This window comes from Streptomyces sp. NPDC002793 (assembly GCF_040295485.1).
Classification (GTDB): domain Bacteria; phylum Actinomycetota; class Actinomycetes; order Streptomycetales; family Streptomycetaceae; genus Streptomyces.
The window spans coordinates 182625-209411 of the sequence record NZ_JBEOVL010000008.1 but is presented as its reverse complement, the minus strand read 5'-3'; the positions used below and the strand labels follow the sequence as shown (position 1 = coordinate 209411).

Here is a 26787-nt window from a genome sequence, read left to right as displayed (position 1 = left end):
GCCGCCGCCACGGATGAGGACCGAAGGGGCCGTGACCGATGGAGCAGCAGCCGCCGGAAGGCCGGGACGGGTCCGCGGCTGCGGGCGGTCCCCCCACGTGTTACCGGCATCCGGGCAGGGAGACGGGTATCCGCTGCGTGCGGTGCGAACGGTCGATCTGCACCGACTGCATGGTCGAGGCCTCGGTGGGCTTCCAATGCCCGGAGTGCGTCCGGGACGGATCAGGTACGGGCCACCACGCTGCGGCGGTCCGGCCTCGGACCTTGGCGGGTGGCAGGGTCGCGGCCGATCCGAGGTTGATCACCAAGATCCTGGTCGGCCTCAATCTCGCTGTCTTCGCCGCGGTCCTGATCGCCGAACAGTCCGGGTACTCGCTGCTCGATGATCTGCTGCTGTTCGGCCGTGCCTACTCGGGTGATCCGTCGGCCGGCATCGAAGGAGTCGCCGAGGGGCAGTGGTACCGGCTGGTGACGTCGATGTTCCTGCACCAGGAGGTGTGGCACATCGCGTTCAACATGCTGGGCCTGTGGTGGCTCGGCGGTCCCCTGGAGGCTGCTCTGGGGCGTGGCCGCTATCTCGCGCTGTATCTGCTTTCAGGGCTCGCGGGCAGCGCGCTCACCTATGGGATCTCCGACCCCGCGCAGGGCTCGCTCGGTGCTTCGGGTGCTGTCTTCGGCCTGCTGGGCGCCACGGCCGTGCTGATGCGCAGGATGAACTACGACATGCGGCCGGTGATCGCGCTCCTTGTGGTGAACCTGATCTTCACCTTCAACCCATGGGGTGCGATCGCCTGGCAGGCGCATGTGGGCGGTCTGGTCGCCGGAGCGCTGATCGCCGTCGCCATGGTCCATGCGCCGCGCGAACGTCGGAATCTCGTGCAGTACGGCGCCTGTGCGCTGGTGCTCGTGGTGGTTGTGGCAGCGGTTCTCATCAGGACAGCTGCGCTCACCTGAGCGGAATAGGTTGCTCCAGGGGTGCGGTTGTCCACAGAGTGTGGCGAATCTTGTGCATGACGTGGGGAACAGGTGTGCCCCTTGTCGCTGAACTGGGTTCCACCAGTCAGGACAAGGGGCGTACCGGTTCGCGATGCGTAAGTGTGTAGTCACACCGGCGTCAACCCGAAGGGAAGTTATCCACAGATCGTCTGACCTTTTCCCCCGCCTGTGGATAACTCTGTGGGTAACTTCAGGGCAGAGCTACTTCCACTGGGTGGAGACGCCGAAGCCCCCGGCGATGAAGCCGAAGCCCACGACGATGTTCCAGTTGCCGAGGGCGTCGATGGGCAGGTCGCCCTCGGTGACGTAGAAGACCACGATCCAGGCCAGACCGATGAGGAAGAGGGCCAGCATCACCGGCGCCACCCAGCTGCGGTTGGTCAGCTTTATGCTCGTCGACTGCTTCGCCGGCGGGGGCGTGAAGTCGGCCTTCTTGCGGATACGTGACTTCGGCACGAGGGACTCTCCTGTCGATGCGCTGCGTGACCGCGCAGAGATCTGTGACTGGCGCCGGGGCGCAAGGGGGAATGCTGCCTCCCCGGGGCGTCCGTTAGCGTAGTGCTTCCGTGGCGCCTAAGGAGATAAGGGTACGTTGAGCAATTCTGCCGACTCTCCTCGAGACCCGGCCCGGCGCGGGTCCCGCCGCGCGGCCCAGGGTCTCACCGCTGCCGTTTTCGCACTGGCCGGTCTGATCTTCGTCACCAGTGCCAATACGGCCAAAGGGACTGATATCCGCACGGACTCCTCACTGCTGAAACTCTCCGACCTCATTCAGCAGCGCAGTGAGAAGAACGCCGAGCTGGATGAATCGACCGCTTCCGTTCGCGCGGACATCGACACCCTCGCTCGGCGCGACGACGGGAGCACCCGCGCGGAGGACGCGAAGCTGGAGGCCCTGGAGAAGGCCGCCGGCACCACGGAAGTCACCGGTGAGGCGCTCGCCGTCACGCTGAACGACGCCCCGCCGAACGCCACGGCCAACCCGGGGTACCCGGATCCGCAGCCCAACGACCTGGTCATCCACCAGCAGGACCTGCAGGCCGTCGTCAACGCCCTGTGGGAAGGCGGCGCCCAGGGGATCCAGGTCATGGACCAGCGTCTGATCTCGACCAGCGCGGTGCGCTGCGTCGGCAACACACTGATCCTGCAGGGGCGGGTCTACTCGCCTCCCTACAAGGTCACCGCGGTCGGTGACCGGGGGAAGCTGAGGCAGGCGCTCGACGACTCCACGGCGATCCAGAACTACCAGCTGTACGTGAAGGCGTACGGCCTGGGATGGAAGGTCGAGGAGGACGACAAGCTGACGCTTCCCGGCTACGGGGGCACCGTCGACCTCCATCACGCACAGCCTGTGGAGTAGACCGCCGGAACGCCGTGCCCAGCGCTGTGACGGACGCCTTGCGGGCGGCTTTCCACAGCTGACCCACGCCTGTGCCCCGGCCGTTTAGTCTGGTGCCGTACCGAATGGAGGCAACAGCATGTACGGCTGGATCTGGCGGCACCTGCCGGGCAACGCATGGGTGCGGGGCTTCATCTCGCTCCTGCTGGTCCTGGCCGTTGTCTACGCGCTCTTCCAGTACGTCTTCCCCTGGGCGGAGCCACTGCTTCCGTTCGGTGATGTGACGGTGGACGGCGAAGGCACCAGCGGAGCGGGGTCCGGTCAGTGAGCGCACGCATTCTCGTCGTCGACAACTACGACAGCTTCGTCTTCAACCTCGTCCAGTACCTCTACCAACTCGGTGCCGAGTGCGAGGTGGTGCGCAACGACGAGGTGACCACGGCGCACGCCGACGACGGCTTCGACGGGGTCCTGCTGTCGCCCGGGCCCGGCACACCCGAGCACGCGGGCGTCTGCATCGAGATGGTGCACCACTGCGCGCGTAGCGGGGTCCCGGTCTTCGGGGTCTGCCTGGGGATGCAGTCCATGGCCGTCGCCTACGGCGGGGTGGTGGACCGGGCGCCGGAGCTGCTGCACGGCAAGACCTCTCCCGTACTGCACGAGGGCAAGGGCGTGTTCGCCGGTCTGCCGTCCCCGTTCACCGCGACGCGTTACCACTCCCTCGCCGCCGAGCCGGCGACGGTTCCGCCCGAGCTCGAGGTCACCGCACGTACCGCCGACGGCATCATCATGGGGCTGCGCCACCGTGAACAGGCGGTGGAGGGTGTGCAGTTCCATCCCGAGTCGGTGCTCACGGAGCATGGCCACCTGATGCTCGCCAACTGGCTGGAGCAGTGCGGTGACGAGGGGGCCGTCGGGAGATCGGCGGGGCTCGCCCCGGTGGTGGGCAAGGCCGCCGCGTGACCTCACTCCGCCCCCACGCCGAGCAGGAAGGCCCGTACGCGCAGGGAGCGTACGAGTCCGACGGCACGTTCGAGGCGGCGGTGGAGCAGCTCGCGGATCCGCTGAACGATCCGCTGCCGGGACAGCACGCGGATCCGCCGAGTGCTCCTCAGGCGGGGCAGCACACCTCGCCCTGGTTCCGGGCGGAGGCCGCCCAGGCCGATGGCGGGGCCCAGCAGGCGCCTCAGGCGCCGGTGGAGCCCCCGGGTGAGTGGTACGACCCGGAGGGCTATCGGAGGGACTGGTACGGGCACCAGGGCCCGGAGGCAGCCCCTGGCCGGGGCGGCGGCCAGGACGCCGTGGTGATATCCGAGCCGGCAGCCCCCGGGCCGGCAGCCCCCGGGCCCGGTCCCGCGCAGCCCCTCGCCACTGTCCCTCCGGTGCTGAGCGACGAGACCGTCGCCCTGCGGACCGCCGAGACGCGGAGCGCGCCCCCCGCCGGGCCCGGGGCGGCCCCGGGCCCCGTCCCCGAACCTCCGCCGACCGGTGGCCGGGCCGAGCGCCGGAGGGCCGCCAAGGGGCGGGGCAGACGACGCGGTGATCCGGCGCGTGCCGCGGATTCCGAGACGTCGGAACCCGAGAGGTCGGAACCCCGTGCCCCGATGTCGCGTCTCGAGGCCCGGCGGGCGGCCCGCGCCGCCAAGGACAGTCCCGCGGTCGTGGCCAGCCGGGTCGTCGGCGAAGTGTTCATCACCTTCGGTGTGCTGATGCTCCTGTTCGTCACGTACCAGCTGTGGTGGACCAACATCCGCGCCGATCAGATCGCCGGCCAGGAGACGAACAAGATCCAGGACGACTGGGCGAACGGCGAGCGCAGCCCGGGTGCCTTCGAGCCCGGTCAGGGGTTCGCCATCATGCACATCCCCAAGCTGGACGTGGTCGCGCCGATCGCGGAGGGCATCGACAAGGAGAAGGTCCTCGACCGCGGCATGATCGGCCATTACGCCGAGGGCACGCTGAAGACCGCGATGCCTTCGGCGGAGCAGGGGAACTTCGCGGTGGCGGGTCACCGCAACACCCATGGTGAGCCCTTCCGTTACATCAACAGGCTGACGCCCGGCGATCCGATCGTGATCGAGACGCGGGACGCCTACTACACGTACGAGATGGCCGAAATCCTTCCGCAGACGTCGCCGTCCAATGTGGCCGTGATCGACGAGGTTCCCGCGGGTTCCGGCTTCGAGGGGCCGGGCAGGTACATCACGCTGACGACCTGCACCCCGGAGTTCACGAGTACGTACCGAATGATCGTGTGGGGCAAAATGGTCGACGAACGACCGCGCAGCGAGGGGAAGCCCGACGCGCTCGTCGGCTGAACGACATCACGACAGGGACGGTGCGGTGGCAGCGAGGACCGAGCACGAAGAACGCACCGACGAGCCGGTGGCCCCGGTACGCGGCAGGAGCCGGCATCCCGTCGCGACGGCGGTGAGCCTCTTCGGTGAACTGCTGATCACCGCCGGACTGGTGCTGGGTCTGTTCGTCGCCTACTCGCTGTGGTGGACCAATGTGCTCGCCGACCGTGAGGCCGACAAACAGGGCAACACCGTCCGCGACCGGTGGGCGGGCGGCCCCGGGGCCCTGGACACCAGGGACGGCATCGGCTTCCTGCACGTCCCCGCCATGAAGAACGGCGAGGTGCTGGTCAAGAAGGGCACCGACACCGAGACGTTGAACAACGGGATCGCCGGCTACTACACGGACCCGGTGAAGTCGGCCCTCCCCTCCGACGCGCAGGGCAACTTCTCGCTCGCCGCCCACCGGGACGGGCACGGCGCCAAGTTCCACAACATCGACAAGGTGAAGAAGGGCGACGCGGTCGTCTTCGAGACCAAGGACACCTGGTACATCTACAAGGTCTACGCGGAGCTGCCGGAGACGTCGAAGTTCAACGTCGACGCGATCGCACCGGTGCCCGAGGAGTCGGGCGTGAAGAAGCCCGGCCGCTACATCACGCTGACGACCTGCACCCCCGTCTACACGTCGAAGTACCGCTACATCGTGTGGGGCGAGCTGGTCCGGACCGAGAAGGTGGACCGCGACCGCACGAAACCGGCGGAGCTTCGGTAGCGCACCCAGGTCGGACACAGACAGAAGGCAGGGCCCCGGTCACTCTTGCTCAAGTGACCGGGGCCCTGCCTTCTGTACGTATCCGACCGGGGCGCGCCGGGCGGCTCAGTCCCTCGAGCCGCGCAGGCCGTCGAAGACGCTGCCGCCACCGCCACCGTTACCACCGCCACCGCCGCCACCGATGGTGGTGAGGGTGACCGTGGAACCCTTGGCCACCGGGGAGTTGGGCCCTGGGTCGGCCGTCACCACCATGGCGTTCGGCTTGTCGGACGAGTTGGGCGCCAGTGCGACCGCCAGACCCAGGCCTTCGAGCGTGGCCTTCGCCTCCTGATACGGCTTGCCGAGGAGGTCGGCCGGGATCGTGACCTGCTCGGGCTGCGCCGGGCCCTTGGAGACCTTCAGGACGATCTGGGCGTCCTTGGCCTGCTTGCTCGGCCCCTCCGGGGTCTGGCCGACGACCATGTCCTTCGGCTGTTCCGAGTCGACGTCCTGCCGGACGATGTTGGTGAAGCCGATACCCCGGAGCTGGGCTTCCGCTTCGGCGTAGGTCCGGTTGAGGACCGGAAGATCCAGCAGGGACTCCTTGGCCACCGTGATCGTGACCTCGGATTCCTTCTCGACCTTCGTACCGCTCTCGGGGTTCTGCTCGGTGACCGTGCCCGGGGTCGCCTCGGACTCCACCGCGGTGACCTTCACCGTGAAGCCCGCCTCCTCCAGCTTCTTACGGGCGCTGTCCTCGGACTTCTCCAGGACGTCCGGGACCTCGACCTTGGGGGCGCCGGTGGAGACGACGACCGTCACGGTCTCGCCCGCAGCCATCTGGGCATCCCCCTCCGCGGACGGGGTCTGGCTGCAGATCTTGTCCTTCTCCTGATCCTCACAGGGTTCCTTGGACCCGACCTTCAGCTTGATGTCGGCCCTGTCCGCGAGTGTCTGCGCCTCCGCGACCGTGGAGCCGACCATGTTCGGCACGTCGAATTCGCCGCTGCCGTTCTCGGTGGAGCTGAAGATGTAGCGGCCGATCAGGATCGCGCCGATGAGCACCAGAACGCCGGCGACGACCAGGAGGATCGTCGAGGTGTTGCTCTTCTTCTGCTGACGTCGGCGGCCCGGCCGGTCGTCGTAACTGCCGTCCTCCGGGTTGATCGGAGGCAGCATCGAGGTCGGGGCACCGCCCGGCTCCGCCGACCGCAGAGCCGTGGTGGGCTGGTCGTTGCCGTAGGCGTCGTATCCGCCGTAGCCGGCCGCTCCCATGGCCGCCGTGGCCGCGACCGGCTGGCCGTCGAGGCAGGCCTCGATGTCGGCGCGCATCTCGTCGGCCGACTGGTAGCGGTAGTCCGGGTCCTTGGTCAGCGCCTTCAGGACGATGGCGTCCATCTCGGGCGTGATCTCGGGGTCGAAGTTGCTCGGGGGCTGCGGCTCCTCGCGTACGTGCTGGTACGCGACGGCGACCGGGGAGTCGCCGACGAACGGGGGCCGGACCGCGAGCAGCTCGTAGAGCAGGCAGCCCGTGGAGTACAGGTCGGAACGTGCGTCGACCTGCTCGCCCTTGGCCTGCTCCGGGGAGAGGTACTGGGCGGTGCCGATGACCGCGGCGGTCTGGGTCATCGTCATGCCGGAATCACCCATGGCGCGGGCGATGCCGAAGTCCATGACCTTGACCTGGCCGGTGCGCGTCAGCATGACGTTCGCCGGCTTGATGTCGCGGTGGACGATCTGGGCGCGGTGCGAGTACTCCAGCGCCTGGAGGATGCCGACCGTCATTTCGAGGGTCCGCTCCGGCAGCAGCTTGCGGCCCGAGTGCAGGAGCTCTCTGAGCGTCGATCCGTCGACGTACTCCATCACGATGTACGGGATGGACACGCTGTCGACGTAGTCCTCGCCGGTGTCGTACACGGCGACGATCGCGGGGTGGTTGAGCGAGGCGGCCGACTGGGCCTCACGGCGGAACCGTGCCTGGAAGGACGGGTCACGGGCGAGGTCGGCCCGGAGCGTCTTCACAGCGACGGTGCGGCCGAGCCGGGTGTCGTGCGCGAGGTAGACCTCGGCCATGCCACCACGGCCGAGCACCGAGCCCAGCTCGTACCGGCCGCCGAGGCGACGCGGCTCTTCCATAACTGATCCAGCCCTCTCCGTCAGTCCCGACCGCACCCGTGTGTGGTCCGGCGGTGCGCTGTTCCGGGCATACGCTACCGGGCACTCCCGGCGTGATCGGCCCGCACCCGTCAGCTGATATCCGACCGGTATCCCAATGTGCTGGTGTGGACAGAAGTTGTGACGGGTGTCACTACTTTCCGTCGAGTACCGCCTTCATCACGTTCTTGGCGATCGGTGCGGCCAGACCGCCACCGGAGATGTCGTCCCGGTTGGCGTTGCCGTCCTCGACCACCACGGCGACGGCGACCGGGGAGCCGCTGTCGGTCTTGGCGTACGAGATGAACCAGGCGTACGGCTTCTCGCTGTTGTTGAGGCCGTGCTGGGCGGTACCGGTCTTGCCACCGACAGTGACGCCGTCGATCTGCGCGTTGGTTCCCGTGCCGTCCTTGACCACGGTCTCCATCATCTGCTGCACCTTCTGGGCGTTCTCCGCCGAGAGAGGCCGGCTGAGCTGCTTCTGCTCGTGCGTGTAGATGACGTCCAGGTTGGGTGCCTGGCGCTGGGCGACCATGTACGGCTGCATGAGCTTGCCGTCGTTGGCGATCGCGGACGCCACCATGGCCATCTGGAGCGGAGTGGCGCGGTTGGACGCCTGGCCGATGCCCGCCATGGCGTTCTGCGGCGGGTTGTCCTTCGGGTAGACGCTGGCGTCGGCCCGGACCGGGGTGAAGACCTCTTCGTCGAAACCGAACTTGTCGGCCTGCTCGATCATCTTCTCGTTGCCGAGGTCGTCGCTCATCTTGCCGAAGACGGTGTTGCAGGACCAGCGCAGCGCTTCCCGGAGCGAGGCGTCCTCGCAGGGGATGTCGCCCTCGTTCTGCAGCAGGTTGGTCGACTGCGGGAGGCGCCAGGGCAGCGGGGAGTCCGTCTTCGCGTCGATGTCGGAGTAGAGGCCGTTCTCCAGCGCCGCGGCGGCGGTGACGACCTTGAACGTCGAGCCGGGCGGGTAGGTCTCCCGCAGGGCCCGGTTCAGCATCGGCTTGTCCTCGTCGGCCAGGAGCTTCTGCCGGGCGTCGGAGTCCTTCATCGAGTTGCCCGCGAAGACCGACGGGTCGTACGAGGGGGTGCTGGCCAGCGCCAGGACGGCGCCGGTCTGCGGGTCGAGCGCGGCCACGGCGCCCTTCTTGTCGCCCAGCCCCTCGAAGGCGGCCTTCTGGGCGGCACCGTCGAGGGTGGTGACGATGTTCCCGCCGCTCTTCTTCTCGCCGGTGAACATCGACAGGGTGCGGTCGAAGAACAGGTCGTCGCTGTTACCGGTGAGGATGCCGTCCTCGAGGCTCTCCAACTGCGAGGAGTCGAAGGCCTGCGAGGAGTAGCCGGTGACGGGGGCCCACATGGGGCCGTCCTTCCAGACGCGCTTGTACCGGAAGTCGCTGTCCGTGGTCTCGACGGAGCCGGTGACCGGTTCGCCGTCGACGATGATGTTGCCGCGCTCATGGGCGTAGCGCTCGATCTGGACACGGCGGTTGTGTTCGTTGGCGTTGAGCTCGTCGGCACGGACGTACTGGAGATAGTTCGTGCGGATCAGCAGGGCCAGGACGAGGACGCCGCAGAAGATCGCGATCCTGCGCAGCGGCTTGTTCACGGTCGGACCACCTGGGTCATCTCTGCATCCGATGACGGCGCGGGGGCCGGGGCGGGACGCCGGGCCGTGTCGCTGATTCTGATCAGGATGCCGATGAGGGCCCAGTTGGCGATGACGGACGAACCACCGGCCGCGAGGAACGGCATGGTCATACCGGTCAGCGGGATGAGCCCCATGACACCGCCGGCGACGACGAAGACCTGGATGGCGAAGGAACCGGAGAGGCCGATCGCGAGGAGCTTGCCGAAGGGGTCGCGGGCGGCGAGGGCGGTACGGACGCCGCGCTCGACGATCAGACCGTAGATCAGCAGGACCCCCATCATGCCCGCCAGACCGAGCTCCTCACCGACGGTGGCGAGGATGAAGTCGGAGTTGGCGGCGAAGCCGATCAGGTCGGAGTTGCCCTGTCCGAGCCCGGTGCCGAGGGTGCCGCCGGAGCCGAACGCCATCAGGGACTTGGCCATCTGCTCGCTCGCGGCGATCTCGCCCCAGCCCGCGAAGGGGTCGAGCCAGGCGGTGACGCGCTGCTGGACGTGGATCTCGAAGGTGGCCACACCGACTGCGCCGGCACCGGACATCAGGAGCCCGAAGACGATCCAGCTGGTGCGCTCGGTGGCGACGTACAGCATGACGACGAACATGCCGAAGAACAGCAGCGAGGATCCCAGGTCGGTCTCGAAGACCAGGATGAGGATCGAGAACGCCCAGACCATGAGGATCGGGCCGAGGTCGCGGCCCCGAGGGAGGTACATTCCCATGAATCGGCGGCTGGCCAGGGCCAGCGCGTCACGCTTGACCATGAGGTAGCCGGCGAAGAACACAGCAATGATGATCTTCGCGAACTCCCCCGGCTGGATCGTGCCGACACCAGGGATCTTGATCCAGATCTTGGCGCCGTTCACGGCGGGGAAGAACATCGGAAGGATCAGCAGGAACAGCGCGACCAGCATGGAGATGTAGGTGTAGCGCTGCAGGATGCGGTGGTCCTTGAGGGCGACCAGAACGACGACCAGCAGGGCGACGCCGACCGCTGAGAACATCAACTGCTTGGAGGCCGCTGCCACGAAGTTCGGGGTCGACTGGAATCGTTCCGACTGGTCCAGCCGCCAGATCAGGGCCAGGCCCAGTCCGTTCAGCAGCGTCGCCAGTGGCAGCAGCAGCGGGTCCGCGTACGGGGCGAATCTGCGCACGGCGAGATGGCCCACCCCGCCGAGCAGGGCGAGCCCGAGCCCGTATCCGAGCATGCCGGCGGGCAGTTCGCCGTTGAGGGCGAGGCCCACGTTGGCGTACGCGAACACCGAGATGAGAACGGCGAAGGCGACCAGCGCCAGCTCGGTGTTACGGCGGCTCGGCGCGTCGATCGCGCCGATCGTGGTGGTGTTGGTGACAACGCTCATGTGCTGGAGGCCCCCTACGGCTTACTGCTTACCGCACTGCAGGGCCAGCTTCTTCTCTTCCTCCGAGAGGCTGGGGCCGGGAGTGGGAGTCGCGGTCTTGGTCCCCTTGGCGGGAGACGTGGCTGACGTGCTGTCGGAGGCGTTGCCGGTCTCGCCCTTGTCCTTGGCGGCATTGGTGTCCGCCTCGGCCGCGCGGCGCTGCGCGTCCTTCTCGCAGGCGGAGGCCTGGGCGTCGAGCTCGCTGATCTTCTTGCGGGCATCGCTGAGGTTGCCCTGGGAGATGGTGGCCTCGACCTGCTTGCGCCAGTACGGCGGGAGGTACTTCAGTTCGATCTTGGTGTCCTCTTCGACCTTCGAGAGGGACACCCAGGCGAGGTCCTGGCTGATCCCGCGGAACAGGGCGACGTTGTCGTCCTTCACGCCCACGTAGAACTGCGTCTGGGTCCAGCGGTATCCGCCGTAGACGCCACCGCCGATGACGGCCAGCGCGAGGACGATGTAGAACGACCTCTTCAGCCACCTGCGGCCGCCCCGGGGCTTGACGAAGTCGTCGTCGGAGTACGAGGCGAAGGCGCCGTCCGGCCCGGAGCCGTATCCCATGTCGTCGCCGCTGCCGGGAGGGCCGAAGCCTCCGGCCGGCGGCGGCACGGGGCGGCCGAGGCCGGCCGCGCGTCCGGCCGGTGTCTCCATGGCCCGGCCGTCGCCCGCCTGGGCGGCCTGGTTCTCGGCGACGGCGCCGACGATGACCGGGGTGTCATTGAGCTGTGCGGCCAGGGTGTCGTTGTTGTCGACGTCCAGGACGTCGGCGACGATGCAGGTGATGTTGTCGGGGCCGCCGCCGCGCAGGGCGAGCTGGATGAGGTCCTGGATGGTCTCCTGCGGGCCCTGGTAGCTCGCCAGGGTCTCTTCCATCGTCTGGTGGGAGACGACGCCGGAGAGTCCGTCCGAGCAGATCAGATAGCGGTCACCGGCGCGGACCTCCCGCACGGAGAGATCGGGTTCCACGTGGTCGCCGCTGCCCAGGGCCCGCATCAGCAGGGAGCGCTGCGGGTGGGTGGTGGCCTCTTCCTCGGTGATCCTGCCCTCGTCGACGAGACGCTGGACCCAGGTGTGGTCCTGGGTGATCTGCGTCAGGACGCCGTCACGAAGGAGGTAGGCACGGGAGTCGCCGACGTGGACGAGGCCGAGGCGCTGACCGGTCCAGAGCAGGGCGGTGAGCGTGGTGCCCATCCCCTCCAGCTGGGGGTCCTCCTCGACCATGACGCGCAGCTGGTCGTTGGCCCGCTGCACCGCCGTGCCGAGCGAGGTGAGGATGTCCGAGCCCGGGACGTCGTCGTCGAGCTGGACGAGCGTGGAGATCACCTCGGAACTGGCGACCTCTCCGGCCGCCTGGCCGCCCATGCCGTCGGCGATGGCGAGAAGGCGGGGGCCGGCGTAGCCGGAGTCCTCGTTGCCTTCCCGGATCATGCCCTTGTGCGATCCGGCGGCGAAGCGCAGGGACAAGCTCATGCGCACCTCGCCCGTCGGTTCGGGGTACAGCCGGTCTCGAGCCACACTGCCCACCCTCCGGTCGGGAGCCGGGCCGGGTCCGTCGTCAGGACCGCCGCGGCTCGCTCGCTCCGCTCGCTCATTGTCGTACTACTTCCGCAGCTCGATGACGGTCTTGCCGATGCGGATCGGCGCGCCCAGCGGAACAGGTGTCGGGGTGGTGAGCCGGGTCCGGTCGAGATAGGTGCCGTTGGTGGACCCGAGGTCCTCGACGATCCACTGGCCGTCACGGTCCGGGTAGATCCTGGCATGCCTGCTGGACGCATAGTCGTCATCCAGCACGATCGTTGAGTCATGTGCCCGGCCCAGGGTGATGGTCTGGCCCTGGAGCGCGACGGTGGTGCCCGTGAGTGTGCCCTCGGAGACGACCAGCTTGGTGGGTGCTCCGCGGCGCTGGCGCCCGGACTGCTGGCGCTGCTGAGGCGGCGCTGCTTGTTGTTGGCGGCCCTGCTGAGGACGGGCGTCACCGGCAGTGCGGCGTGAGCCGCGCTGCGTGACGCGCGTACCGAACAGGTCGCTGCGAATGACCTGGACGGCCACGATTACGAATAGCCACAGAACAGCTAGGAAACCTAGCCGCATGACCGTCAGGGTCAGCTCTGACATTGCCCCCGCTTCACCCTTCGGCTTGCCGGTAAACGATGGTGGTGCTGCCCACGACGATCCGCGAGCCGTCGCGGAGCGTAGCGCGGGTGGTGTGCTGCCCGTCCACCACGATGCCGTTGGTGGACCCGAGATCCTGGATCGTCGAGGGCGTTCCGGTCCGGATCTCACAGTGCCGGCGCGATACGCCGGGGTCGTCGATCCGCACGTCGGCGTCGGTGCTTCGTCCCATCACCAACGTCGGGCGGGAGATCTGATGGCGGGTGCCGTTGATCTCGATCCAGCGCCGTACCTGAGCGTCCGGCCCGGTGCCGGACGCGGCCGGCGGGCGCCAGTCGCTGGAAGGGCCGCCGGACCGTCCCGCACCCGGCGGCGGGGCCGCGGGCATGGGCGGGGCGGAAGCCGGCGGGTAGCCGTAACCGCCCTGTCCTTGAGGAGCGCCGGGACGGTTCGGCCGGTCATGGGGAGCGGGGCTCTGCTGTCCCTGCTGTGACGTACTCGACGCCAGGGTCCGGCTGCGTACGCGGTAGAGACCCGTGTCGAGGTCGTCCGCCTTCTCGAGGTGGACCTTGATCGGCCCCATGAAGGTGTACCGCTGCTGCTTGGCGTAGTCACGTACGAGGCCGGACAGCTCGTCGCCGAGCTGACCGGAGTACGGGCTGAGCCGCTCGTAGTCCGGGGTGCTGAGTTCGACGATGAAGTCGTTGGGCACCACGGTCCGCTCGCGGTTCCAGATCGATGCGTTGTTGTCGCACTCGCGCTGGAGGGCTCCCGCGATCTCGACCGGCTGCACCTCGGACTTGAAGACCTTGGCGAAGGTGCCATTGACCAGACCTTCGAGACGCTGCTCGAAACGCTTCATGACTCCCATGGGGCACCTCCTCCGGTGTCGTCATCCCTGTACTGCGTACTGATCGTATCCACGCGTCGGGAAATCGGCTGGTTCCCCTTGTCTGCACAGTGGATGAGTGTCACCTCTCACACGGATCGTAGAGGTGGACTGCTGACAGTGTCCCGCACTCCGGGTGCACTCAGGAGGAGTGGGGCCAGGCTTTCCGCGTTCCCGGTTCCCCTGGTGGGTCCGGCGAAACAACGGATGTGAATCCACCCTGTCCAGCGTGCTAATCTTCCGGATGTCGCCAGGCGCTCACACCACACGGTGAGAGAGTCTGAAAGCACCACTCTTGCGCGAGTGGCGGAACGGCAGACGCGCTGGCTTCAGGTGCCAGTGTCCTTAGGGACGTGGGGGTTCAAATCCCCCCTCGCGCACAACAGGTAGTCGCTTGCGACTGCCGGGTTGGTTCGACAGAACCCCCGCACCGGAGAGATCCGGTGCGGGGGTTCTTCGTTGTGTTCCGGTGGTGCTGGATCCGACGTTTCACGTGAAACGTCGGATCCGTACCCGAAGAGGCGTTTCGAGCGGGCCGGCTGTGCGGGCCCGTGTCAGGCGGCGAGGCGTGCTGCCAGGGCCTTGGCCTTCTCTGCCGCGTCGGCGAAAGCTTGGGCGCGAGATGCGTCGGCGAGGGGGATGAGCTCGGCCATCTCGGGCTTCGAGTGGGCCAGGGTCAACTCGGGGACGATGAAATCGACCTCGGCCCCCAGCATGCCCGTCAGTACCTTCTCCAGGTAGTTCTGGACGAACTCGAAGTCCTCGCGCGGGGTGCCGGGCGCGTACGAACCGCCGCGGCTGGCCACGACGGTCACGGGCGTGCCGGCGACCGGGCCGTCCGGGCCCGCGTTGTGGCCGACGATGATCACCTGGTCCAGCCATGCCTTGAGGGTGGACGGGATGGAGAAGTTGTACATGGGCGCACCGATGAGGACGGCGTCCGCAGCGGCCAGTTCGGCGGCCAGCTCCCCCCGCAGCGTGTCCTCGGCGCCGGCGGTCACGGCGGAGACGTCCAGGTGGGGCAGGGGGTGTGCGGCGAGGTCGCGGTACACGACCTCGCCGTCGGGGTGCTGTTCGCGCCAGGACGTGACGAAAGCGGCGGTGACCTCACGGGACGTGGAGCCCTGGGGGAAGACGGCGGAGTCGAGGTGCAGGAGCGTAGCCATGGGGATTCTCCGTAGGTGTTCGGTGGCCGCCTTGGCGCGGGCCTATGAGGGAGCGGCGTGGGCGCGGTGAGTGGCGCGCAGCTTTTCCGTACGTGACTAGTAATAACATAGCTCCTTACTTTTCATAAGTCCCGCACGAGGGCGCAGTACTCTGGAGTCATGGCGGATCACAGCGAACAGGCCTGTCGGAAGGTGGATGCGAGCATCACTCGCGTCTTCGAGCTGTTCGGGAAGCGCTGGACGGGCCCGATCGTCTCGGTGCTGATGCGGCAGCCTGTGCACTTCGCGGACCTGAGGAGAGCGATTCCAGGCATCAGCGAGCGCATGCTCTCGGACCGGCTGTCCGAGCTGGGAGCGGCCGGTCTCGTGGCGCGCGAAGTCGATGAAGGACCCCCGCTTCGGGTCGCGTACCGGTTGACGGAGGCCGGGGCCGCCATGGAGCCCGCGCTGAAGGAGCTGGGGCAGTGGGCGGACACCTATCTGGAGGGGCCGGGAGGCTGCTGATCCGGGCGTCTTGGGCGCAGCGGACACGCGAACCGATCCGAGAGCGTCGGATGCCGCGCGCTTGCACAGGTCGGCACCCGAGTTGTCCACAGGGGCAGACGGTTGTCACGGGACAGCTGTACCGTCGTCCGCAGTTGATGTTGGTCGGTCGGCACGGCTGGACGAGGGCGGGGGAGGCGGCGCTCCATGGGTGACTTCGAGGCGACGGTGCCGGTACAGCGGGCGGCGGGGGACGAGCGCATTCCGGTCGTCCCCGGATTCGCGCGACGGGTGGCCGGCGGGGTGCGGTCGTCCGAGGCCGCGGCGGCGACCCCGAAGGCGGCCGGCAAGGCGCTGAGGCTCGAGGTGCCCCGGTCCGCCCACAGTTCCCTGGTCCTGCCCGCCGGAAGACCGGACGCGGTTCAGGCCGTCGAGGAGTCGAACCGTGGCCGGGTGCACGGCCTGACACCGATGCGGGTGGGGCGGATGGCGGCGACGCCGTTCGCGTTCATGCGCGGCTCGGCGGGACTGATGGCCCATGACCTGGTGGGCACACCGGTCACCGGGGTGGGTGCCCAGCTCTGCGGTGACGCGCACGCCGCCAACTTCGGCCTGTACGGCGACGCGCGTGGGAATCTGGTGATGGACCTCAACGACTTCGACGAGACCGTGTTCGGTCCGTGGGAGTGGGATCTCAAGCGGCTCGCCACCTCTCTGGTGCTGGCAGGCCGGGAAGCGGGCGCGGACGAGGCCACCTGCCGGCAGGGCGCGTACGACACGGTGGGCGCCTACCGGCGCACGATGCGTCTGCTGGCCGGACTGTCCGCTCTCGACGCGTGGAACGCCATCGCGGACGAGGAACTCGTCTCGCACACCGACGCGCGGGACCTTCTCGGGACGCTGGAGCGGGTCTCCGCGAAGGCGCGCAACAACACGAGCGCCCGCTTCGCCGCCAGGTCCACGGAGGACTGTGAGGACGGCGGGCGCCGCTTCGTCGACGCACCACCCGTGCTGCGCCGGATCCCCGATGCCGAGGCGGCTGCCGTCGCCGCGGGGCTCGAGGGCTACCTCGGGACGATCTCCGAGGACAGGGTCCCGCTGCTGGCGCGCTACGCGATCCATGACGTGGCGTTCCGGGTGGTCGGTACCGGGAGCGTGGGAACCCGGTCCTACGTGGTGCTCCTGCTCGACCACCGTGGCGAGCCGCTGGTCCTGCAGGTGAAGGAGGCCCGCCCGTCCGCGCTCGCTCCGCATCTGCCGCAGGTCGGTTTCGAGGTGCCGGACGTGTCGCACGAGGGGCGCAGGGTGGTGCTCGGGCAGAAGCGGATGCAGGTGGTCAGCGACATCCTGCTCGGCTGGGCCGAGGTCGACGGCAGGCCGTACCAGGTACGCCAGTTCAGGAATCGCAAGGGCAGCGTGGATCCGGCCGCGCTCGCTGCCGACCAGGTGGACGACTACGGGCGGATGACCGGGGCACTGCTGGCCCGGGCCCACGCGCACAGCGCCGACCCCCGGCTGCTCGCGGGTTACTGCGGGAAGAACGCCGAGCTGGACGCGGCGGTGGCTGATTTCGCCGTGACGTACGCGGACCGGACGGAGGCCGACCACGCCGAGCTCGTCCGGGCCGTTCGGGCCGGCCGGATAGCCGCCGAGCTCGGCGTCTGAGCGGGCGCCACGGCCACCGTGTGTCTCCGCGGTCCGTGCCGTGGCCATACGCTGGACGGGTGACCCACGAAGCCGCCGGGGTGCCGACCACCCGGAACGACGAAGACCGGCAGAACCAGGACCGGCAGGACGAGCCGCAGCAGGCGCAGGATGCGCCGCAGGCAGACCCCGCCGCAGGCGACGTGGCTGGCGGGAGTGGTGCTCCTCGGCCGGAGGAGCGTCTCGCCAGGGCGGTCCGGGTCGCCGAGCAGGCGCTGATCGAGTTCGAGATCGCGGTGGAGACCTTCCGGGTCGAGGTGGAGAACTTCTCCCGGCTGCACCATCAGAAGCTCGGCCCGATGTACGCACGTCTCGACGAACTCGATGCGCAGATCGCGGAGGCGCGGGCGGCGAGGACCGGTGATCCCGAGGATCTGCGCAAGGCCCAGGAGGCACGGGCGATCGTCATGCCGATGCCTGGCGTCGACGAGCTCTTCCACGACTGGATGGACTCGGACGGGCTCTCGCCCGAGGCGTCGGCCATGCTCACCGAGCAGCCGGTCCGGCCCCCCAAGCGGGTCAGGCCGGGCGAGGAGGCACGCAAGCTGTACCGGGAGCTGGCCCGTCAGGCCCACCCGGACCTGGCGCCGGACGAGCAGGAGCGGACACGGCGGGACGAATTCATCGCCCGTGTCAACGCGGCCTACGGGCGCGGCGACGTGGCATTGCTGAAGGAGTTGGCGGCCGAGTGGGCGGCAGGGCCTGTGGCGCCGGAGCTGCGGCTGAGTGAGAGCGAGGAGCTCTACGCGCGGCTGGACTGGCTCAGCCGTCGTAAGGAACTCCTGACGGTTCTGGCCAAGGAACTGGAGGACAGCGCGATCGGCTCGATGCTGCGGATGGCACCGGACGACCCGGACCGGCTGCTCGACGACATCGGCGAAAAGCTCCTGGCGGACGTGTCCCGGCGTGAGGACGAGCTGGCAGGGCTGGTGCAGTAGCGTTTCGCATGACCTGGCGCGTACGTACGAGAGAAGGCCGATCCCATGAATTTCGCTCCGCTGCCCTCCGTGGACGTCGCGACGGTTCCGTCGGACGGCTTCGTGCTGGATGTCCGTGAGGACGACGAGTGGGCGGCCGGGCATGTCGAGGGCGCGCTGCACATCCCGATGAGTGACTTCGTGGGCCGCTTCGGTGAGCTGACCGAGGTGGCCGACGACGGCCGACGCGTGCATGTGATGTGCCGCGTCGGTGGCCGGTCGGCCCAGGTCACGCAGTACCTGGTGCAGCAGGGCATCGACGCCGTGAACATCGACGGCGGCATGCTGGCCTGGGACGGCGCCGGGCGTCCGATGGTCACGGAGAGCGGGAGCTCTCCTTTCGTCCTCTGAGGCCTTCAGCGCACGGGCACCGGCCGCTGCCCGTGCGCCGCTGAGAGGGCCCTTACAGGGCCTCTCAGCCGTGTCAGCGGCGCCATCGGCGTCAACGGTCGAAGTCGAGCTCCACTTCCGGGGTGACGGGGTGGGACTGGCAGGCCAGGACGAAGCCGGCCCCGGTCTCCTCCGGTTCCAGCGCGAAATTGCGGTCCATCCGCACTTCGCCCGAGACGAGGAAGGCCCGGCAGGTTCCGCACACTCCTCCCTTGCAGGCATACGGAGCGTCCGAGCGGCTTCGCAGCACCGTGTCCAGCAACGATTCGCCGTCCTGGACCGGCCAGCTTCCCGACCGCCCGTCGAGTGTCGCCGTGAGATTGCTCTCCGCCGACACGGCTGCCCGTCCGCGCGCCGGAAGCTCCGTCCCCTCGTCGGCGACGTGGAAGATCTCCTGGTGGACGCGTGAGCGGTCGGCGCCCAGTCCCCGGAGGGCCTCTTCCGCCCCCCGTACCAGGCCGAGCGGCCCGCACAGGAACCAGCCGTCGACCTCGGGCACCGGCAGGAGCGCGGGCAGCAGCCCGGTCAGCCGCTCGCGGTCCAGCCGGCCCGAGGGGAGCCCGGCAGCCTGCTCTTCCCTGGACAGGGCGGTCACCAGCTGGAAGCGGTCCGGATAACGGTCCTTGAGGTCCGCCACCTCGTCGAGGAACATCGTCGAAGCCGCCGTCCGGTCGCTGCGGATCAGGCAGAAGCGCGCCAGGGGTTCCCGGGCGAGCAGCGTCGACGCCATCGACAGCACCGGTGTGATGCCGCTGCCGCCGACGATCGCGGCGAAGCGGCCGGGACGCGGGTCCAGGACGAAGCGGCCCATCGGGGCCATCGCCTCCACCTGGTCCCCGACGGCCAGCTCCTTGAGGGCGTACGTGGAGAACGCGCCCCCGTCGACCAGTCGGATGCCCACGCGCAGCGACGGAACGCCCGGCCGTTCCGTCGCGGGTGCGCAGATCGAGTACGACCGTCGGATCTCCTCACCGCTGACGCGGTAGCGCACATTCAGGTGCTGGCCGGGAGTGTGGCGGAAGGTCTCGCGCAGCTCGGACGGCACGGCGAAGGTGACGGCCACCGCGTCGTCCGTGATCCGTTCGATCGCGCTGACCCGGAGCGGATGGAACATCTACAACTCCTTGAAGTGGTCGAACGGTTCGCGGCAGGCCACGCAGCGGCGCAGCGCCTTGCACGCCGTGGAGGAGAACCGGCTCAGCAGTTCCGTGTCCGTGGAGCCGCAGTGCGGGCAGCGCACCGAGAGCGTCAGAGGCACCGGTCCACTCGGTCCGCCCGTCCCACTCGGTCCCCCTGGTCCGCCCGGCCCACGCCCCGGGCGCGGCGGCGCTATGCCGAACTCCGCGAGCTTGCGGCGCCCTTCAGCGCTGATGTCGTCCGTGGACCAGGCCGGCGCGAGGACCGTGACCACGGACACCTCCACGACGCCGTGCTCGTGCAGCACCCGCTCGATGTCGGCGGACATGGTTTCGATGGCCGGGCAGCCGGTGTACGTCGGGGTGAGCCGTACGGTGACCTTGTCCGGGCCGTCCACCCGCACACCGCGGAGCACACCGAGCTCGTCCAGCGTGATGACCGGCAACTCGGGGTCGGGCACCGCGCCCGCCAGACGGTGGAGCTCGGCTTCCAGCGGGGTATCGGCGGTCACCATGACGCACCCGGGTGGCTGCGGTGCAGATGCTGCATCTCGGCGAGCATCCGCCCGAACGGCTCCGTGTGGAGGCCCTGTCGGCCTGCCCCGGCAGCCCAGGCCCCGGACCCGGGCCCCGACGGAAGGGCCAGGGTGGCGCGCTCCACCACGGAGGTGACGACTGACAGCCAGCGGTCGCGCAGGCTGTGCGTGTCGACGTCGATCCCCTCGACGGGTTCGAACAGTTCGCCGGTGAAACGCCACAGGGCATCCAGTGCGCGCTGCATGCGCTCATGACTCTCCGCGGTGCCGTCACCGAGTCGCAGGACCCATTGCTCCGCGTGGTCCCGGTGGTAGGCGACCTCCTTGACGGCCTTGGCCGCGAGATCCGCGAACTCGCCCTCACCCGCCGCCAGCTCCCCGTACAGGAGGTGCTGGTGGACGGAGAAGTAGAGCTGGCGGGCGATGGTGTGGGCGAAGTCGCCGTTCGGCTGCTCCACCAGCTGGACGTTGCGGAAGGCCCGCTCCTCACGCAGATAGGCCAACTGGTCCTCGTCGCCCACGAACGAGAGAAGGATCCTGGCCTGTCCCAGCAGATCCAGAGCGATGTTGGCCAGAGCCACTTCCTCCTCCAGCACGGGGGCGTGGCCCGCCCACTCCCCCAGCCGGTGCGAGAGCACCAGCGCGTCGTCGCCGAGGGCGAGGGCCGCGGTCACAGGTGCTTCACCCCTTCCGGGATCTCGTAGAACGTGGGGTGGCGGTACGGCTTGTCCCCGGCCGGTTCGAAGAACGAGTCCTTCTCGTCCGGCGATGAGGCGGTGATCGCCGTCGAGGGAACCACCCAGAGGGAGACGCCTTCCGAGCGGCGTGTGTACAGATCGCGGGCGTTACGCAGGGCCATCTCGGCGTCGGGCGCGTGCAGACTGCCCGCGTGGGTGTGGGACAGCCCGCGCCGGGAGCGCACGAACACCTCCCACAGGGGCCAGTCGGTCGAGCTGCTCATGCGGTCGCCTCCACGGGCAGGGCGGCAGCTCCGGTGGAACCGGGCCCTGCCGCGTGTTTGTCTGCGTATGCCGCTGCGGCGTCGCGGACCCAGGCGCCCTCTTCATGGGCCGTACGCCGCTGAGCGAGCCGTTGTTCGTTGCAGGGGCCGTTGCCCTTGAGGACTTCCTGGAACTCCGTCCAGTCGATCGCTCCGTAGTCGTGCTGCCCGAGCTCCTCGTTCCACCGGATGTCGGGGTCGGGAAGGGCGAGCCCCAGCGCCTCCGCCTGAGGGACGCAGATGTCGACGAACCGCCGGCGCAGCTCGTCGTTGGAGTGGCGTTTGATCTTCCAGGCCATCGACTGTGCCGAGTGCGCGGAGGAGTCGTCCGGCGGACCGAACATCATCAGGGAGGGCCACCACCAGCGGTTCACCGCGTCCTGCGCCATCTCGTGCTGGGCGGGGGTGCCGCGGCTGAGGGCGAGCAGCAGCTCGTACCCCTGGCGCTGGTGGAAGGACTCCTCCTTGCAGATCCGGACCATCGCGCGGGCGTACGGGCCGTAGGAGCAGCGGCAGAGCGGCACCTGGTTGGTGATCGCGGCACCGTCCACCAGCCAGCCGATCGCCCCGACGTCCGCCCAGGTCAGCGTGGGGTAGTTGAAGATCGAGGAGTAGCGCTGCCGACCGGCGTGCAGTTTGTCGAGGAGCTCCTCGCGGCTGGTCCCCAGCGTCTCCGCCGCGCTGTACAGGTAGAGGCCGTGTCCGGCCTCGTCCTGCACCTTCGCCATCAGGATGGCCTTACGGCGCAACGAGGGCGCCCGAGATATCCAGTTGGCCTCGGGCTGCATGCCGATGATCTCGGAATGGGCGTGCTGGGCCATCTGACGGACCAGCGACGCCCGGTACGCCTCGGGCATCCAGTCCCGCGGCTCGATCCGGTCGTCCGCCGCCACCGAGGCGTCGAACGCCGCCAGGCGCTCCTCGTCCGCTGCCTCAGCCGTGCCTGCTGTCGTCTGCGTCGTCTGGTCCGCAGTCACTGCCGCCATCCCGGGCTCCCTACCGACCGATCGTTCGGTTCCTTGACTTCAATGGTGGGTCGGGGGCCCGTAGGGTGTCAACCCTGTGGATAACTGAGCGGTGATCGACGGCGATCGGGGCGGGATGGATGCGGACCACGGTGGGCGCACCGGAAACGAGAAGAATCTCGCCTGGCCCGGCGTGACCCGTCCGTACGCGGATCAGGGCCCGGGGGCCCCACCCGCGGGTGCGTCACCGGTCGACCCGGACCGACCTCCGGCCCCGGCCGTGGCTGCGCCGTACGACACCGCCCCCGCGCTCGTGCCGGGGCCCGCAGGGCGTCGCCCGGGTGGCGGAATGGCCGCGCTCTCGCTGCCGTACCAGATCTCCGCCGCGCTCGCGCTGTCCGTCATGGGCCTGCTCGCCTGCGCGCACATAGCCGTGATCTTTCTGCACGTCGCGCCGTCGAACACATTGACGAAGCAGCACGGCGAGGTGGTCGACGACTGGGTCTACCCCGAGTTCGAGCAGAACTGGAAGCTGTTCGCACCCAATCCGCTCCAGCAGAACATCTCCGTGCACGTACGGGCCGAGGTGGACGACAACGGCGCCGACGGCAGCAAGGTCACCCGCTGGATCAACCTCTCGCGCGACGACGGTGAGGCGATTCGCGGCAATCTCCTCCCCAGCCACGTCGACCAGAACGAACTGCGCCGTGCCTGGGACTTCTACACCGGGTCCCACGACAGCGAGAACCGCCCCAACGGCCTGCGCGGTGAGCTGTCCGAGCGCTACATACGCCGCATCGTCATGCTGCGCCTCGACGAACACGGCTACGGCGGCACGGTCGAGCGCATCCAGGTGCGGTCCGCCGTCAGCCCTGTCGGAGCCCCGGCATGGAGTGACGAGAAGATCAGCACGCGGCCGGAGTACCGGGAGCTCCCGTGGTGGACCGTGACCCCGTCCGATCTGCCCGGGACGGGCACGCCGGGTCAGCCCCCGCAAGCCGGGAAGGCGGAGCGATGAGCGCCCCCGCCCCCGTCCGCGCGCATGCCGGTACCGCCCGCCGGTCACTCGCCCACGCCGTCCAGCGCGTCACGGCTTCTCCCCTCGGCGCCTACCAGAGCGCCGTCGTCCGGATCGGTGTGTCCGCGACGTACCTGCTGTTCCTGCTGCGCGAGCTGCCCCACCGCCATGAGCTGTACGGCCCCGACGGCCCGTGGAGCTGGGACATGGCGCGCCGCCTCATCAGCAACAACGACGCATTCACCGTCCTGATGTGGTCGGACAGCCCGCTGTGGTTCGAGACCGTGTACGTGATCACGCTGGTATCGGCCGCCCTGCTGATGGTGGGCTGGCGGACCCGGGGCACGTCCGTCGTCTTCATGGCCGGAGTGCTCTCCCTGCAGAACCGCAGCATCTTCATGGGCGACGGTGGCGACAACGTCATCCATCTGATGGCGCTCTATGTGGTGCTGACCCGCTGTGCGCGCGTCTGGTCCCTCGACGCGCGCCGTGCGGCGCGGGATGCCGGGCGGCTCGTGGACGGAGGCGGGCCGGCCCGCGACGTCGCGGGGCCGGTCCTGTGGGCGGTACTCGGCTGCGTCCTTCTGCCGGCCTCCCTCATGGGAGGACTGGGCGGCACCTGGTGGCTGCCGTCCCTCCTGTGGGTGCTGTGGCTGGGGAACGGTGGATGGTGGGCTCTGAACCGGTACGCGCCGGGCCATGAGCTGCGCGCGTTCCTCGACGTCCTGGCCAACTTCGCCCACAACGCCTCGCTGCTCGTGATCATGGCCGAGGTGTGTCTGATCTACGCGACCGCCGGCTGGTACAAGGTCCAGGGCTCCCGCTGGCAGGACGGCACCGCGATCTACTACCCGCTCAAGCTGGACTACTTCACCCCGTGGCCAGGGCTCTCCGGCCTGCTCGCCTCCAGTGCCCTGGCGATCATGCTGCTGACGTACGCCACGGTCATCGTGCAGGTCGCCTTCCCCTTCACGCTGTTCAACCGGCGGGTCAAGAACGTCCTGCTCGTCCTCATGATCGGTGAGCACGCCGGAATCTCCGTCCTGCTGGGGCTGCCCTTCTTCTCCATGGCGATGGTCGCCGCGGACGCCGTCTTCCTGCCGACGGCCTTTCTGGTGTGGCTGGGGCACAGGGTGTCGTTCTGCCGGCACCGTCTGTTCGACCGGTCGGCGGGCAGGCTCCGGCTCCCCCGGCAGAGGCGGGCAGCACCGGACGACGGGGAGCCCACGCACAGCGGGAGTGACAGTGGCCATACCCTCGTCGGGTGACCAGCGAGACCGGTAGTACCGATGAGGCCAGCAGCACGGACGGGGCCGGCAGTACGGACGAGGCCCGGAAGGCGGCCGCGCCCGATCCGACCGAGGAACCGATCCAGTACGACGACGGGTACGGCGCCGTGATCGGCGTGGGGCCGCACCCGCTGCCCTGGCCCGAGGGAGAGCGCTACGACCCCGAACTCCTCGCCCACGGTGACCGGCGCAACGTGGGCGACGCCTACCGGTACTGGACACGGGAGGCGATCGTCGCCGATCTCGATCTGCGGCGGCACGACTTCCACGTGGCGGTGGAGAACTGGGGCCATGACTTCAACATCGGATCAGTGGTGCGCACCGCCAACGCCTTCCTGGCGAAGGAGATCCACATCGTGGGGCGGCGGCGCTGGAACCGGCGCGGGGCGATGGTCACCGACCGGTATCAGCACGTGCGGCACCATCCGGACACGGCGGACCTGACCGCGTGGGCGGAGGCGGAAGGGCTGCCGATCATCGGGATCGACAACCTTCCCGGGGCCGTGCCGCTGGAGCGTACGGAGCTGCCGCGCCGGTGCGTGCTGCTGTTCGGGCAGGAGGGGCCGGGGCTGACGGAGGAAGCGCGCGCGCACGCCTCGATGGTGTGCTCGATCGCGCAGTTCGGCTCCACGAGGTCGATCAACGCCGGTGCGGCGGCAGCCATCGCCATGCACGCCTGGGTGCAGAGGTACGCGGACATCCAGGACCCGAAGGGCCGGTGACCGTCGGAGCGTGACGTGCTCCACCGGTCACCCGCCTCCGTGGACAGAACACCTAGGCCTGGCGGCGGACCTCCACCACCCGGAAGCGGTTGGAGACGAACGCTCCGTCGCAGAGCGCCGCGTTGGCCGCCGGGTTGCCTCCCGAGCCGTGGAAGTCGGAGAAGGCCGCTGTCTGGTTGACGTATACGCCGCCGGTGAGATTCAGCGAGAGCTGAGCCGATTCGTCGAAGCAGACGCTCTCCACGGCTCGCTCCACCTCGGCGGAGGTGGTGTACGCGCCGACGGTCATCGCACCCTGCTCACGGATCGTGCGACGCAGGAGATCCAGCGCGTCAGCGGTGGAGTCAACGGCGACCGCGAAGGAGACCGGACCGAAGCACTCCGAGAGGTGGGCGGCGCCTTCGTCGGCCTTGGCGCCGTCGATTTTCACGATGGCCGGCGTACGGACCACGGCGTCGGGGAATTCGGGGTTGGCCACCGGCCGCGAAGCGAGCGCGACGTCACCCAGGGCCGCGGCCCCTTCCAGCCGGGCCTTCACGTCAGGGTTCACCAGGGCGCCGAGCAGGCCGTTGGCGCGGGCGTCGTCGCCGAGGAGCCCGCTCACCGCGTCGGCGAGGTCCGCCACCACGTCCTCGTAGGACCTGGGGCCCGCGTCGGTCGCGATGCCGTCGCGGGGGATGAGCAGATTCTGCGGGGTGGTGCACATCTGGCCGCTGTAGAGGGAGAGCGAGAAGGCCAGGTTGGCCAGCATGCCGCGGTAGTCGTCGGTGGAATCGACGACGATCGTGTTGACGCCCGCCTTCTCCGTGTAGACCTGGGCCTGCCGGGCGTTGGTCTCCAGCCAGACGCCGAAGGCGGTGGACCCCGTGTAGTCGATGATCTTGACCTCGGGACGCACCGCCAGGGTCTTGGCGATGCCCTCACCGGGCCGCTCGGCTGCCAGGGCGACGAGATTCGGGTCGAAGCCCGCCTCGGCGAGGACCTCGCGCGCCAGCTGGACGGTGAGCGCCAGCGGCAGGACCGCGCGGGGGTGAGGCTTGACCAGGACGGGATTGCCGGTGGCCAGCGAGGCGAAGAGGCCTGGATAGCCGTTCCACGTGGGGAAGGTGTTGCATCCGATCAGCAGTGAGATGCCGCGCCCGGCCGCCGTGTACGACTTGTGCAGCCGCAGCGGGTCGCGCTTCCCCTGAGGCTTCGACCAGTCGGCACTGCGCGGTGTGCGCGTCTGTTCCTCGTAGGCGTACGCCACGGCTTCCAGGCCGCGGTCCTGGGCATGCGGGCCGCCCGCCTGGAAGGCCATCACGAACGCCTGGCCGCTGGTGTGCATCACGGCATGGGCCAGCTCATGCGTACGGGCGCTGATGCGGGCGAGGATCTCCAGACAGACCAGGGCCCTCGTCTCGGGTCCCGCCGCACGCCAGGGGCCCATGGCCGCACTCATGGCGGGCAGCAGGACGTCCGGGTCGGCGTGCGGGTACTCGACGCCCAGCACAGGCCCGTACGGCGAGACCTCCGCGCCGGTCCAGCCGTCGGTGCCGGGCTGGCCCGGATCCAGTCGGGTATGGAGCAAGGCGTCGAACGCCGCCTTGCCCTCGGCCGCCCCGAGGCTGCCGGGGAGGCCTCCCTCGCCGTAGGCCTTGGGGTGCTCGGGGTGTGGGGACCAGTAGGCGCGGGTGCGGATCGCGTCGAGGGCCTGGTCGAGCGTCGGGCGGTGGATCTCGGACAGCTTATCGGGGGAAAGCTCGGCGGCCATGACGGACCAACTCCTCGTCGAGCCGGGCAGGGACGTGCTGACGGAGTTAGAGTAACCGAACGA

At 69.0% G+C, this 26787-nt stretch carries 27 protein-coding genes and 1 tRNA gene; 14 read left to right on the top strand and 14 right to left on the bottom strand.

What is annotated here, in order from left to right:
- Positions 1 to 38 precede the first annotated feature (38 nt).
- A complete protein-coding gene (locus ABT001_RS10665; RefSeq protein WP_351275177.1) occupies positions 39 to 953 on the top strand; it encodes a rhomboid family intramembrane serine protease in 915 nt (304 codons plus the stop codon).
- A gap of 243 nt (positions 954 to 1196) precedes the next feature.
- Here the strand turns inward: ABT001_RS10665 and crgA are convergent, their stop codons facing one another.
- Positions 1197 to 1451 carry a cell division protein CrgA gene (gene crgA, locus ABT001_RS10660; protein WP_031090433.1) on the bottom strand — a complete coding sequence of 85 codons (255 nt, stop codon included), beginning with the start codon at positions 1449 to 1451 and terminating at the stop codon, positions 1197 to 1199.
- Between the two features lie 136 nt (positions 1452 to 1587).
- Here crgA and ABT001_RS10655 point away from each other — a divergent pair, with 136 nt between their 5' ends.
- The 5 genes from ABT001_RS10655 to ABT001_RS10635 all read left to right on the top strand — a co-directional run bounded on the left by ABT001_RS10655 (position 1588) and on the right by ABT001_RS10635 (position 5406).
- The gene (locus ABT001_RS10655) at positions 1588 to 2355 is read left to right on the top strand and encodes a DUF881 domain-containing protein (protein WP_351275176.1); all 768 of its coding nucleotides are present in this window, start codon (positions 1588 to 1590) and stop codon (positions 2353 to 2355) included.
- Positions 2356 to 2473: 118 nt separating this feature from the next.
- A complete protein-coding gene (locus tag ABT001_RS10650; RefSeq protein ID WP_351275174.1) occupies positions 2474 to 2662 on the top strand; it encodes a hypothetical protein in 189 nt (62 codons plus the stop codon).
- Entirely contained in the window at positions 2659 to 3297 is a 639-nt protein-coding gene (locus ABT001_RS10645) for an aminodeoxychorismate/anthranilate synthase component II (protein WP_351275172.1), read from the top strand. The genes ABT001_RS10650 and ABT001_RS10645 overlap by 4 nt, the downstream gene beginning before the upstream one ends.
- Entirely contained in the window at positions 3294 to 4652 is a 1359-nt protein-coding gene (locus tag ABT001_RS10640; protein ID WP_351275170.1) for a class E sortase, read from the top strand. Before ABT001_RS10645 ends, ABT001_RS10640 begins: the two co-directional genes overlap by 4 nt.
- A 25-nt stretch (positions 4653 to 4677) precedes the next feature.
- The gene (locus ABT001_RS10635; protein WP_351275168.1) at positions 4678 to 5406 is read left to right on the top strand and encodes a class E sortase; all 729 of its coding nucleotides are present in this window, start codon (positions 4678 to 4680) and stop codon (positions 5404 to 5406) included.
- Between the two features lie 105 nt (positions 5407 to 5511).
- Here ABT001_RS10635 and pknB read toward each other — a convergent pair whose 3' ends face one another.
- The 6 genes from pknB to ABT001_RS10605 all read right to left on the bottom strand — a co-directional run bounded on the left by pknB (position 5512) and on the right by ABT001_RS10605 (position 13567).
- Positions 5512 to 7521, bottom strand: coding sequence for a Stk1 family PASTA domain-containing Ser/Thr kinase (gene pknB / locus ABT001_RS10630; protein ID WP_351275166.1), 2010 nt, complete (start codon positions 7519 to 7521; stop codon positions 5512 to 5514).
- A gap of 172 nt (positions 7522 to 7693) precedes the next feature.
- Positions 7694 to 9148, bottom strand: a complete 1455-nt coding sequence (locus ABT001_RS10625; RefSeq protein WP_351275164.1) for a peptidoglycan D,D-transpeptidase FtsI family protein — start codon at positions 9146 to 9148, stop codon at positions 7694 to 7696.
- Complete coding sequence (locus tag ABT001_RS10620; protein ID WP_351275162.1) at positions 9145 to 10545, bottom strand: FtsW/RodA/SpoVE family cell cycle protein; 1401 nt, start codon at positions 10543 to 10545, stop codon at positions 9145 to 9147. Before ABT001_RS10620 ends, ABT001_RS10625 begins: the two co-directional genes overlap by 4 nt.
- 21 nt (positions 10546 to 10566) lie before the next feature.
- The gene (locus tag ABT001_RS10615) at positions 10567 to 12054 is read right to left on the bottom strand and encodes a Stp1/IreP family PP2C-type Ser/Thr phosphatase (RefSeq protein ID WP_351275160.1); all 1488 of its coding nucleotides are present in this window, start codon (positions 12052 to 12054) and stop codon (positions 10567 to 10569) included.
- Positions 12055 to 12183: 129 nt separating this feature from the next.
- The gene (locus tag ABT001_RS10610; protein ID WP_031090454.1) at positions 12184 to 12699 is read right to left on the bottom strand and encodes an FHA domain-containing protein FhaB/FipA; all 516 of its coding nucleotides are present in this window, start codon (positions 12697 to 12699) and stop codon (positions 12184 to 12186) included.
- Positions 12700 to 12709: 10 nt separating this feature from the next.
- Positions 12710 to 13567, bottom strand: a complete 858-nt coding sequence (locus tag ABT001_RS10605) for an FHA domain-containing protein (protein WP_351275158.1) — start codon at positions 13565 to 13567, stop codon at positions 12710 to 12712.
- Positions 13568 to 13882: 315 nt separating this feature from the next.
- Here ABT001_RS10605 and ABT001_RS10600 point away from each other — a divergent pair.
- Positions 13883 to 13965, top strand: a tRNA-Leu gene (locus ABT001_RS10600).
- A gap of 174 nt (positions 13966 to 14139) precedes the next feature.
- Here the strand turns inward: ABT001_RS10600 and ABT001_RS10595 are convergent.
- Complete coding sequence (locus ABT001_RS10595; protein ID WP_351275156.1) at positions 14140 to 14751, bottom strand: FMN-dependent NADH-azoreductase; 612 nt, start codon at positions 14749 to 14751, stop codon at positions 14140 to 14142.
- 159 nt (positions 14752 to 14910) lie between these two features.
- Between ABT001_RS10595 and ABT001_RS10590 the strand changes: the two genes are divergently transcribed.
- The 4 genes from ABT001_RS10590 (at position 14911) to ABT001_RS10575 (ending at position 18266) form a co-directional block, all read left to right on the top strand.
- Positions 14911 to 15255 carry a winged helix-turn-helix transcriptional regulator gene (locus ABT001_RS10590; protein WP_351275154.1) on the top strand — a complete coding sequence of 115 codons (345 nt, stop codon included), beginning with the start codon at positions 14911 to 14913 and terminating at the stop codon, positions 15253 to 15255.
- A 186-nt stretch (positions 15256 to 15441) separates the two neighbouring features.
- The gene (locus tag ABT001_RS10585; protein ID WP_351275152.1) at positions 15442 to 16899 is read left to right on the top strand and encodes a DUF2252 domain-containing protein; all 1458 of its coding nucleotides are present in this window, start codon (positions 15442 to 15444) and stop codon (positions 16897 to 16899) included.
- Between the two features lie 59 nt (positions 16900 to 16958).
- Positions 16959 to 17876 (top strand): J domain-containing protein, encoded by a 918-nt coding sequence (locus tag ABT001_RS10580; RefSeq protein ID WP_351275150.1) that lies wholly within the window; start codon positions 16959 to 16961, stop codon positions 17874 to 17876.
- Between the two features lie 45 nt (positions 17877 to 17921).
- The gene (locus ABT001_RS10575; RefSeq protein ID WP_351275148.1) at positions 17922 to 18266 is read left to right on the top strand and encodes a rhodanese-like domain-containing protein; all 345 of its coding nucleotides are present in this window, start codon (positions 17922 to 17924) and stop codon (positions 18264 to 18266) included.
- A gap of 91 nt (positions 18267 to 18357) precedes the next feature.
- Here ABT001_RS10575 and ABT001_RS10570 read toward each other — a convergent pair whose 3' ends face one another.
- Genes ABT001_RS10570 through paaA form a run of 5 tightly spaced genes read right to left on the bottom strand, consistent with a single transcriptional unit; the run spans position 18358 to position 21963 of the window.
- Positions 18358 to 19419, bottom strand: coding sequence for a 2Fe-2S iron-sulfur cluster-binding protein (locus ABT001_RS10570; RefSeq protein ID WP_351275146.1), 1062 nt, complete (start codon positions 19417 to 19419; stop codon positions 18358 to 18360).
- Positions 19420 to 19956 (bottom strand): 1,2-phenylacetyl-CoA epoxidase subunit PaaD, encoded by a 537-nt coding sequence (gene paaD, locus ABT001_RS10565; RefSeq protein ID WP_351275144.1) that lies wholly within the window; start codon positions 19954 to 19956, stop codon positions 19420 to 19422.
- A complete protein-coding gene (gene paaC / locus ABT001_RS10560) occupies positions 19950 to 20651 on the bottom strand; it encodes a 1,2-phenylacetyl-CoA epoxidase subunit PaaC (protein ID WP_351275142.1) in 702 nt (233 codons plus the stop codon). The genes paaD and paaC overlap by 7 nt, the downstream gene beginning before the upstream one ends.
- Positions 20648 to 20938 (bottom strand): 1,2-phenylacetyl-CoA epoxidase subunit PaaB, encoded by a 291-nt coding sequence (paaB, locus tag ABT001_RS10555; RefSeq protein WP_069171673.1) that lies wholly within the window; start codon positions 20936 to 20938, stop codon positions 20648 to 20650. Before paaB ends, paaC begins: the two co-directional genes overlap by 4 nt.
- A complete protein-coding gene (gene paaA / locus ABT001_RS10550; protein WP_351275139.1) occupies positions 20935 to 21963 on the bottom strand; it encodes a 1,2-phenylacetyl-CoA epoxidase subunit PaaA in 1029 nt (342 codons plus the stop codon). Before paaA ends, paaB begins: the two co-directional genes overlap by 4 nt.
- A gap of 115 nt (positions 21964 to 22078) precedes the next feature.
- On the opposite strand from paaA, the gene ABT001_RS10545 reads away from it, so the two are divergent.
- The 3 genes from ABT001_RS10545 to ABT001_RS10535 are packed head-to-tail and all read left to right on the top strand — an operon-like array spanning position 22079 to position 24971.
- Positions 22079 to 22960, top strand: coding sequence for a DUF5819 family protein (locus ABT001_RS10545; protein WP_351275232.1), 882 nt, complete (start codon positions 22079 to 22081; stop codon positions 22958 to 22960).
- A complete protein-coding gene (locus ABT001_RS10540) occupies positions 22957 to 24228 on the top strand; it encodes an HTTM domain-containing protein (RefSeq protein ID WP_351275137.1) in 1272 nt (423 codons plus the stop codon). The genes ABT001_RS10545 and ABT001_RS10540 overlap by 4 nt, the downstream gene beginning before the upstream one ends.
- A complete protein-coding gene (locus ABT001_RS10535; RefSeq protein WP_351275135.1) occupies positions 24225 to 24971 on the top strand; it encodes a TrmH family RNA methyltransferase in 747 nt (248 codons plus the stop codon). The genes ABT001_RS10540 and ABT001_RS10535 overlap by 4 nt, the downstream gene beginning before the upstream one ends.
- A gap of 52 nt (positions 24972 to 25023) precedes the next feature.
- On the opposite strand, the gene paaN is transcribed toward ABT001_RS10535, so the two are convergent.
- Positions 25024 to 26724: a phenylacetic acid degradation protein PaaN gene (gene paaN / locus ABT001_RS10530; protein ID WP_351275133.1), complete on the bottom strand. Its 1701-nt coding sequence runs from the start codon at positions 26722 to 26724 to the stop codon at positions 25024 to 25026.
- Positions 26725 to 26787: the final 63 nt, after the last annotated feature.